Annotated in this window: 13 protein-coding genes; all 13 read right to left on the bottom strand. The window is 41.7% G+C overall.

All coding sequences use genetic code 11. The features are described from left to right. Positions 1–287 (bottom strand): tRNA pseudouridine(38-40) synthase TruA (locus IJS99_03085; GenBank protein ID MBQ7560809.1); only part of this gene is annotated, 287 nt, incomplete at its 3' end. A 64-nt stretch (positions 288–351) separates the two neighbouring features. Continuing rightward, positions 352–1,089, bottom strand: a complete 738-nt coding sequence (locus IJS99_03080; GenBank protein ID MBQ7560808.1) for an energy-coupling factor transporter transmembrane protein EcfT — start codon at positions 1,087–1,089, stop codon at positions 352–354. A 3-nt stretch (positions 1,090–1,092) separates the two neighbouring features. Continuing rightward, positions 1,093–2,550, bottom strand: a complete 1,458-nt coding sequence (locus IJS99_03075) for an ATP-binding cassette domain-containing protein (protein MBQ7560807.1) — start codon at positions 2,548–2,550, stop codon at positions 1,093–1,095. After that, positions 2,522–2,896: a 50S ribosomal protein L17 gene (gene rplQ / locus IJS99_03070; GenBank protein ID MBQ7560806.1), complete on the bottom strand. Its 375-nt coding sequence runs from the start codon at positions 2,894–2,896 to the stop codon at positions 2,522–2,524. The genes IJS99_03075 and rplQ overlap by 29 nt, the downstream gene beginning before the upstream one ends. Before the next feature lie 3 nt (positions 2,897–2,899). Further along, positions 2,900–4,258 carry a DNA-directed RNA polymerase subunit alpha gene (locus IJS99_03065; GenBank protein ID MBQ7560805.1) on the bottom strand — a complete coding sequence of 453 codons (1,359 nt, stop codon included), beginning with the start codon at positions 4,256–4,258 and terminating at the stop codon, positions 2,900–2,902. Positions 4,259–4,261: 3 nt separating this feature from the next. Continuing rightward, a complete protein-coding gene (gene rpsK / locus IJS99_03060) occupies positions 4,262–4,660 on the bottom strand; it encodes a 30S ribosomal protein S11 (protein MBQ7560804.1) in 399 nt (132 codons plus the stop codon). 19 nt (positions 4,661–4,679) lie between these two features. Then, positions 4,680–5,057 (bottom strand): 30S ribosomal protein S13, encoded by a 378-nt coding sequence (rpsM, locus tag IJS99_03055; GenBank protein ID MBQ7560803.1) that lies wholly within the window; start codon positions 5,055–5,057, stop codon positions 4,680–4,682. Positions 5,058–5,064: 7 nt separating this feature from the next. Then, a complete protein-coding gene (rpmJ, locus tag IJS99_03050) occupies positions 5,065–5,190 on the bottom strand; it encodes a 50S ribosomal protein L36 (protein MBQ7560802.1) in 126 nt (41 codons plus the stop codon). An 18-nt stretch (positions 5,191–5,208) separates the two neighbouring features. Next, complete coding sequence (gene infA, locus IJS99_03045) at positions 5,209–5,433, bottom strand: translation initiation factor IF-1 (protein ID MBQ7560801.1); 225 nt, start codon at positions 5,431–5,433, stop codon at positions 5,209–5,211. A 4-nt stretch (positions 5,434–5,437) separates the two neighbouring features. Continuing rightward, positions 5,438–6,211: a type I methionyl aminopeptidase gene (gene map / locus IJS99_03040; GenBank protein MBQ7560800.1), complete on the bottom strand. Its 774-nt coding sequence runs from the start codon at positions 6,209–6,211 to the stop codon at positions 5,438–5,440. Beyond that, complete coding sequence (locus IJS99_03035) at positions 6,198–6,815, bottom strand: adenylate kinase (GenBank protein ID MBQ7560799.1); 618 nt, start codon at positions 6,813–6,815, stop codon at positions 6,198–6,200. The genes map and IJS99_03035 overlap by 14 nt, the downstream gene beginning before the upstream one ends. Positions 6,816–6,817: 2 nt before the next feature. Further along, complete coding sequence (gene secY, locus IJS99_03030) at positions 6,818–8,119, bottom strand: preprotein translocase subunit SecY (protein ID MBQ7560798.1); 1,302 nt, start codon at positions 8,117–8,119, stop codon at positions 6,818–6,820. Position 8,120: 1 nt separating this feature from the next. Next, positions 8,121–8,564, bottom strand: coding sequence for a 50S ribosomal protein L15 (gene rplO, locus IJS99_03025; protein MBQ7560797.1), 444 nt, complete (start codon positions 8,562–8,564; stop codon positions 8,121–8,123). Positions 8,565–8,569 lie beyond the last annotated feature (5 nt).

Raw genomic sequence — 8,569 nt, 5'->3', positions numbered from 1 at the left:
TCAGGGACGTGAAAAATTTTCATGATTCTAATATCTTCAGGCAAATAGAAATTTATAGCGAGTCTTAGTTTATCGGGCATAAAAATTTTATCGAGTTCAAACGATGCAACTTGAGCCCATGCGTTAACGCCTTTATCAGTTCGGCCTGCTCCTGTGATTTTTACGCGTGAACCTGAAATCTTGAATAATACTCCCTCAATAATTTCCTGAATGCTCAAAGAGTCCGGCTGAATCTGCCAACCTGAATAATTCTTACCGAGATAACTAATTTTAGCGGCGTATTTCATAAATTAATATTTGCTCCTGTGATATTATATTTTTACGTCATAATATCATGAAATTTTTTACATGCTACACAAAAATAAATATTACTGACACAAGCGCACAAAATATTAATATAATACTATCTTGAAATTTCCATATTAAAGGCTTTCTGCGGGTTCGTGATTTATGCGGGTCATAACCTCGTGCGGTCATTGCTAGGGCGATTTCGTCGGCTCTGCGAAATATTATTACAAACAAGGGAATCAATACCGGAAAGAATGATTTAACGCGCTGAAATAAATTCCCCTGATCAAGCCTTGCACCTCGTGATAACTGAGCTTTGATAATATTATCGGTCTCATAAGCTAATAACGGAATAAATCTCATTGCAAGCCCTATCATCATAGAACTTTCATGAGCAGGGAAGCCAAATTTTTCAAGAGGTGTCAATAATGAGTCAATCCCGTCCGCTAATTCTAATGGCGCAGTCGTCATCGGCAATAATAGCGCATAAAGCATTAACACAAATAATCTAGCTAACATGAAAATTGCGTGTGTAAATTCGCTCATGAATAAATTAAATATGAACGTGAATATAACGAGATATAATACCGGGCGTGAAGACTTTAGAAGCACCCTCAATGAAATTTTTGCAGCTCTCACTATAATAATTAACATGACAGCCCATAATAACACGCTCAAATATTCACGAGTCATAAAAATTGCTGTGAGAATAAATATAAGCCCGAATAATTTAGCGCGCGGGTCTAATTTATGCACAAAAGAGTCAGCCGGTATATATTGTCCTAAATGTATATTTATCATGATTTAAGCAAATTCCTTTGTAATCAATTCGCGGATTTCTCCGGGATTTCCGAACGCTTTTACTTGGCCTGAATTTAGCAATAAAATTTTGTCGCTGTAATTAACTGTCATGAGTATATCATGAGTTATAGTGATTATAGTTCGCCCCTCATTACGTAATTTGCATAACATGTATAAAATTTTGCGCCTGAAAAAATTATCAAGTCCGGCTAAAGGCTCATCAAGTGCAATGCATTCAGGACGAGCAGAGAGAACAGAGGCAATCGCAACTAAACGCCTTTCACCGCCTGAGAGTGACAAGGGATTGCGGGCGAGAAAATTTTTATCAAGTCCAACGCATTCAAGCCCGTAAAAAATGGCCTCGTCTAAATCTTTATCTCTCAAGCCTGAATTACTGGGAGAAAATGCTAACTCTTCATAGACTGTAGGATTAAATAATTGCTTTTCAGGATGTTGAAAGACTAAGCCGACTCTTTGACGCAAATTATAAAGTTTCTCACCTTTGTCAGGAATTGCCGAGCCGTTAAAATAAATTTCGCCCGACTGGACTTTATACAACCCGTTCAAATGCTGTAAAAGAGTAGATTTGCCGCTGCCAGTTTTGCCCATTATTGAGAGCCACGAACCTTTTAAGATATTCGCGTTAATATTTTGAAGTATATTCGGGCCTGTTTCATAATTGAATGACAAATTTTTTATAGCGAACTCGTTAATGCTTGAGTGATTTATTAATTTCTTAACCGGCAAATTATAATAATAATCATCGTCAAAGCCTAATTCTTTAGAATGACTCGTGAAATTTTCAGGGCTGCCCTGCCACTTAATAACGCCTTCAGATAAAATTATAACTCTCTGAAAGTCATTCAAGCTCTCGAAATTATGCGAAATTTGTATAATAGTCATGCCGCTTTGATGGAGTTCGCACAAAATATTTTCAAGATCGCGCCGTCCTTCAGGGTCAAGCATTGAGTCCGGCTCATCGAGAATCAAGCAATCAATCTTAGCAGCTAACACGCCGGCAAGTGAGAGTCTTTGTTTCTCGCCTCCTGATAAAGAATTCACGTTAAAATTTTTCTTGTGAGACAATTTCACGCGCTTTAAAGCCTCGTCAACTCTAAATTGAATCTCGCTCGGTGGTAAGCCCTGATTTTCCGGAGCAAATGCCGCGTCATTCTCAACAGTTGAGGCTATTATTTGATTTTCGGGATCTTGAAAGACTATGCCGACATTAATATTTTCGTTAATAACAAATTCGCCCTCGTAATCGTCAATTAAACCGGCCAAGATTCTAGCAAGAGTAGACTTCCCTGAGCCGTTATTGCCGAGTATAGCAATTCTTTCGCCATAGTTCACAAAAAACGAGACGGCTTTTAGGGCACGTCCCGATTTTGCGTCATATTTAAACGAGAGCGAGCGCACTTGTATTAACGGATTATTTCTGTTCTTCTGTGCGTTCGACAAGTTCAATTACTGCCATAGGAGACCCGTCGCCTTTGCGGGCACCTAATTTTACGATTCGAGTATAACCGCCCTTGTCAAAAGTTTTATATTTCGGGGCGATTTCCTGAAATAATTTCGTTGCTGCCTGTTTGTGAGGCATTTTCGAGAAAACTACGCGTATATCATGAACGCTGCCGCCTCTTGCACGGGTGATTAATTTTTCTGCGACACGGCGTAATTCTTTAGCTCTTGTTACAGTCGTAGTGATTTGACCGTTAAGAAATAAGCTCGCTGCCATGTTGCCAAGCATGAGTTTTCTATGACTGCCATAACGGCCAAGTGTCCTGTGATCTACATGATGTCTCAATTATTACTGCACCTCCTTAGATTTCTTTGTAGTACGTTTTTTCTTAGGTTTAGCTTCAGGTTCTGACTCTGATTCTGATTCCGGCTCTGATTCGGGCTTTATTTCCGGTTCTGGCTCAGATTTAGCTTTGGCCTTAGATTTTGATTTAGATTTGGCTGCTTTAGGCTTTGATTCTTTTTCCGGTGCCTGCTCTGATTCTGTATCAGATTCAAATATTGCTTCTAATTCTGATTTAGAATCTGATTCTACCTCAGAAGCTGCTGAGTCTGTATTTTCGCCTTCAGGATTTGCGCCGGGCTTGCTGGGAGCGAGATTAAATCCCAGTGAGGCAATTTTTTCCTCGATTTCGGTTAAAGATTTTCTGCCGAGATTGCGAATCTTAAGCAGGTCATCACGCGACTTCATAATTAAATCGCCGATTGTGTTCATGCCGCCGCGAAGTAGACAATTTTCACTCCTGATACTTAATTCAAGCTCATGAATAGGATGTGAGAAAATTTCAGGTAATTTATCTTTGTCATCAGGTTCGGGCTCTGGTGTTGGATTGCCGCCGCCATCTCCATCAGGATTATCAGGAGTAGGAGGTTCGGGCTCCGTTGTATTCTTTATAGCATTTGCAACGTTCTCGGCAATTTCTTTGAAGTAACTTTCTGCGATTTTTGCGGCCTGCTCGACTGCTTCCTGCGGTGAAATTGTGCCGTTAGTCCAGACTTCAAGAATCAATCTTTCATAGTCAATACTTTGACCGACTCGGGCTGGCTCGATTTCATAATTAACGCGTGTAACCGGTGAAAAAATTGCGTCGGCCAACATTGCATCAAGCGGCAAAGGAGGCTGTGCGGGGCGTTCACGTTCAGCGGACAAATAGCCGACTCCCTGTTCTACATAAATTTCAAGCAATAAATCCGCTCCCGGTTCAAGAGTGCATATAACGCCGTTATTCTTATTTGCAGGATCGTCAACGAACTCGAAATCATTATCCCATGATAAATCTTTAACAGTGAGAACTCCGGGGTTATTTTCGCGCGTGAAAAAGTCATCGGGCAAATCTTTCGAGTCCAGCGTCAAAATTTTATATTCTGAAGGCGGTAAATCGTGCTTAGCTCTTATGGGAACATGCTTGAGATTCATTAAGATTTCTATAACGTCCTCGCGAACTCCTTTAATAGTGCTGAACTCATGCAAAACGCCGTCAATTCTCACAGCAGTAACAGCCGCGCCCTTAATTGACGACAACAAAAGCCGCCTTAAAGCATTTCCGAGAGTATCACCGTAACCGCGTTCTAACGGCTCAATGAATAAACGCCCGTAATTGCCTTTAGTTTCATCGATAAAAATTTTAAATCTATTATTACTCTCCATATATTAAACACGCCTTCTCTTAGGAGGTCTGCAGCCATTATGGGGAATGGGAGTCGCGTCTTTGATTAAATTAACCTGAAGTCCCGCAGCTTGAAGAGATCTGATTGCGCTTTCTCTGCCCGGACCGGGTCCTTTTACGATTACGTCAATTTCTTGAACTCCCTGATCCTGCGCACCCTTTGCGAACTGCTGTGCTGCTATCTGAGCCGCGAACGGTGTAGATTTCCTTGTGCCTTTGAAGCCGACATTGCCGCCGCTTGCCCAAGTGATAATATTTCCGCCCCTGTCGCTAATACACATAATTGTATTATTGAATGTCGAGTAAATGTGCGCTACTCCGTAATTTATATTTTTCTTCTCGCGTCTTTTGCCTTTACGAGCCTGACTTGTTCTCTTTGCCAAGTTTGTTTACCTCCTGACGTTATTTCGTCGCAACTTTCTTATTTGCAACAGTTCTTCTCGGACCTTTGCGGGTTCTTGCATTAGTCTTAGTGCGCTGGCCTCTTACCGGCAGACCTAAACGATGACGCGTCCCCCTGTAACAACCTATATCAATCAGGCGTTTAATGTTCATGGAAATTTCGCGCCTTAAATCGCCCTCGACCTGGTAATTATCTTCTATTTCACGGCGTAATTTCTGCGTATCTGCCTCGTCTAAGTCTTTAACTCTGACATCAGGATTTACGCCTGTTGCCGCTAAAATTTTCTGGGAAGTCTTGAGACCGATCCCAAAAATATAAGTTAATCCGATTTCTACCCGTTTTTCTCTGGGTAAATCTACACCTGCTATACGTGCCATTTATTTATTACCTCCTGACACCTTGTCTCTGCTTGTGTCTTGGATTGCGCGAACAGATTACACGCACGACTCCATGACGGCGGATTACTCTGCAAAATTCACAAATAGGCTTAACTGAAGGCCCTACTTTCATGATTTATAACCTCCGAATTTATTTATAACGATAAATTATTCTGCCCCTCGTTAAATCATAGGGGGATATTTCGACGAGAACTTTATCACCGGGTAAAATTCTGATAAAGTGCATTCTCATTTTGCCGCTGACGTGAGCTAGAACTCTATGACCGTTTTCAAGCTCGACTCTAAACATAGCATTTGGCAGCGGTTCCGATATTACGCCCTTAATTTCCATTACGTCCTCTTTGCCGGAAGCCATTTATTTACATTCCCCATTTCGTCAAAATCTCCGGCCCATCGTCGAGAATCGCTATTGAGCGTTCAAAATGTGCCGCGTCAGAACCGTCTACTGTTGAGACTGTCCAGCCGTTAGAGCCTACTTTTACATCTTCTAAGCCTGACATGATCATCGGTTCGATTGCTATGGTCATACCAGTCTGAAGAGTTAAACCCTGCCCAGCGTCGCCGTAATTCGGGATTTGAGGGGCTTCATGCATTTTTTTGCCTATACCGTGCCCCGTGTAATCGCGAACTATTCCATAACCGAGCGGCTTTACAAAACTTTCTATTGAGTGCCCTATATCGCCTAAAGTATTTCCGGATAAAGCTGCTTTTATCGCCCTGTTTAAAGATTCCTGCGTAACTTCAAGCAATTTTTTCCGGGACCCGCTTATATTTCCGACCGGGAATGTGCAGGCCGCATCACCGCACCAGCCGTTTACATATGCTCCCACGTCAATGCTGATAATATCGCCTTCCTGCAAGATTCTATTAAAATCAGGAATCCCGTGTACAACTTCTTCATTTATTGAAGCGCATATAGTCCCCGGAAAAGGAGTCATATTTGCCGCCGGTCTGTAATTCTTGAATGCGGGAATGCCGTTATTGCGCCTTATATGCTCCTCGGCGAGCCTGTCAAGTTCTCCCGTTGAAATTCCGGGCTTTATTGACTCGCGCATTATGTCAAGCACTTCGGCTGTAACTCGTCCGGCAACTCGCATTAATTCTATTTCTTCGGGACGCTTAATCTTTATCATCTCGCAAAACTTTCTGAACACGCGAAAAAATTTCATCAGGTGTCCCCGTTGCATTGACTTCAAACAATAAGCCCTTATCCCTGTAAAACTCAATTAACGGCTCTGTCTGTTCGTGAAAGACTTTAAGACGACTCTTAATAACTGCCTCGTTATCATCATCTCTGACGTAAAGCTCGCCGTTGCATGAGGGACAATTTTTATGCTCGTTAATATTCGTAACTTGTCCGCAATCTCTGCAAACTCCCCGGCTTGTGAGACGCTTTATAATTTCCTGATCTGACACAACAAACAAAATAACGCCGTCAATTTTCGTTACAGTATCAAGAAATTTTGCCTGCGCTATAGTTCTTGGGAAGCCGTCAAGCATAAAGCCGTCAGCCAAATCCTTCAAAGTATCAGCTACCATGTTATTAACAAGCTCATCAGGGACTAACTGCCCAGCGTCCATAAATTTTTTTGCTTCAATTCCAAGCGGAGTATTATTCTTTAAATTATGCCTGAAAATATCTCCGGTCGAAATATGAGCTAGTTTATGTTCCAGTTTCAAGAGTGCGGCCTGAGTACCCTTCCCAGCCCCAGGCGCACCTAATAATACAAGTCTCATGATTAACCCCTTAGAAGACCTTTGCGACTTCCGCCGGACTTCTTTAATATTCCGTCATAATGCCGCATTAGTAATTGTGCCTCGATTTGATTAATCGTATCCATCGCAACACCTACGACAATTAATACTGCCGTCCCCCCGAAATAGAAACTATTTATATTTAATACGCTTGACATCACATTCGGAATTAATGCGATAATTGCAAGAAATACCGCGCCGCCGAGTGTGATTCGCTCCATTACACGAGTAATATAATCTGAAGTAGGCTGACCGGGGCGAATTCCCAGTATAAAACCGCCGTATTTCTTCATGTTATTTGCTATATCAGTCGGGTTAAAGACTACGGCCGTATAGAAATATGAGAAAAATATAATCAATGCGACGTAGCACAAAATATAAAATACGCTGTTCGGGGCAAATAAGCCGCTTATAAATCTTCCGACGCTGCTATCACTGAAATAATTTGCGATAGTATACGGGAATATTAATAACGAGCTAGCAAAAATTATCGGAATAACTCCGGATTGATTGACTTTTAACGGAATAAATGTACTTTGACCGCCGTAAATTTTATTGCCTACAACCCTTTTTGCGTACTGAACGGGGAGTCTTCTCTGGCCTTCCTGCAATAATATACAGCCTGCAACGACTATTACCATTAAGACAAGACCGATTAATAAAGCTATTAAACTTAATGAGCCTAATCTTACCATGCTCCAAGTCTGCAAAATTGCTTCAGGAATTCGGGCAACTATACCGGCAAAAATTAAGAGTGATATTCCGTTGCCTATTCCGTGATCCGTCAATTCTTCACCGAGCCACATTACAGCCATTGAACCGGCTACAAGAGTTATTACTACTAAAATCCATTCAAACGCTCCGCCCTGCATTATTCCTAAACCTCTTAGCCATGCAGTCATTCCGATTGCTTGAACGAGAGCAAATAACACAGCCCCGTATCTAGTCCACTGAACTATTTTTTTATGCCCGTCGGTTGAATCTTTCTGGATTTTCTCAAGAGCAGGAAATATTACGACTAATAATTGCATTACGATACTTGAATTAATATAAGGCGCAACACCCAGCGAGAATATACCAAATCGAGAAAGTGCACCGCCAGAAAATAAATTCAAGAAATCCATAACTCCGCCGCCTGTGCTAAATAAACTAGCCATTGCAGCACGATCAACGCCGGGACTGGGAATATATGCCCCTAAACGGAAAATAAATAATATTCCCAGCGTGAAAAATATTCTGCGTTTCAGGTCGGGTAACCTGAAAATATCTCCAAGCGACCCGAACATATTACGCTACCTCATGAGATCCGCCGGCTGCCTCAATTTTCTTTGCGGCACTTGCACTAAATGCGGCGGCTTTTATCTTGAATGACTTTGTAAGCTCACCATTTGCAAGAATTTTCACGGGTAATTTTTTCTTGATTATTCCGGCTTTATAGAGAACTTCAAAATCTATTTCTGAACCTGAATCAAATTTTTTCTCAAGCACGTCAAGATTCACAGTCTGGTAAATTTTAGCGAACCTGTAATTATTAAATCCGCGCTTAGGTGTCCTACGAGTTAAAGGCATTTGTCCGCCTTCAAATCCCGGTTTAACTCCGCCGCCGGTTCTGGACTTGTCGCCCTTGTTGCCTTTGCCTGAAGTCTTACCGTTCCCGCTGCCTATACCTTGACCGAGACGCTTTGATTTATGAGTGCTTCCCTTCGCAGGGTGCAAATCATTTAATGTAATCATTC

The organism is Synergistaceae bacterium, assembly GCA_017444345.1.
Taxonomy (GTDB): domain Bacteria; phylum Synergistota; class Synergistia; order Synergistales; family Aminobacteriaceae; genus JAFUXM01.
This window is presented reverse-complemented; position numbering and strand designations above follow the sequence as displayed.

Bases quoted from the DNA above. Each gene is read 5' to 3' on its own strand.
- IJS99_03080 (MBQ7560808.1), bottom strand. From the start codon at position 1,089: ATGATAAATATACATTTAGGACAATATATACCGGCTGACTCTTTTGTG.
- IJS99_03065 (MBQ7560805.1), bottom strand. From the start codon at position 4,258: ATGGAGAGTAATAATAGATTTAAAATTTTTATCGATGAAACTAAAGGC.
- rpsM (MBQ7560803.1), bottom strand. From the start codon at position 5,057: ATGGCACGTATAGCAGGTGTAGATTTACCCAGAGAAAAACGGGTAGAA.
- rpmJ (MBQ7560802.1), bottom strand. From the start codon at position 5,190: ATGAAAGTAGGGCCTTCAGTTAAGCCTATTTGTGAATTTTGCAGAGTA.
- infA (MBQ7560801.1), bottom strand. From the start codon at position 5,433: ATGGCTTCCGGCAAAGAGGACGTAATGGAAATTAAGGGCGTAATATCG.
- map (MBQ7560800.1), bottom strand. From the start codon at position 6,211: ATGATAAAGATTAAGCGTCCCGAAGAAATAGAATTAATGCGAGTTGCC.
- IJS99_03035 (MBQ7560799.1), bottom strand. From the start codon at position 6,815: ATGAGACTTGTATTATTAGGTGCGCCTGGGGCTGGGAAGGGTACTCAG.
- secY (MBQ7560798.1), bottom strand. From the start codon at position 8,119: ATGTTCGGGTCGCTTGGAGATATTTTCAGGTTACCCGACCTGAAACGC.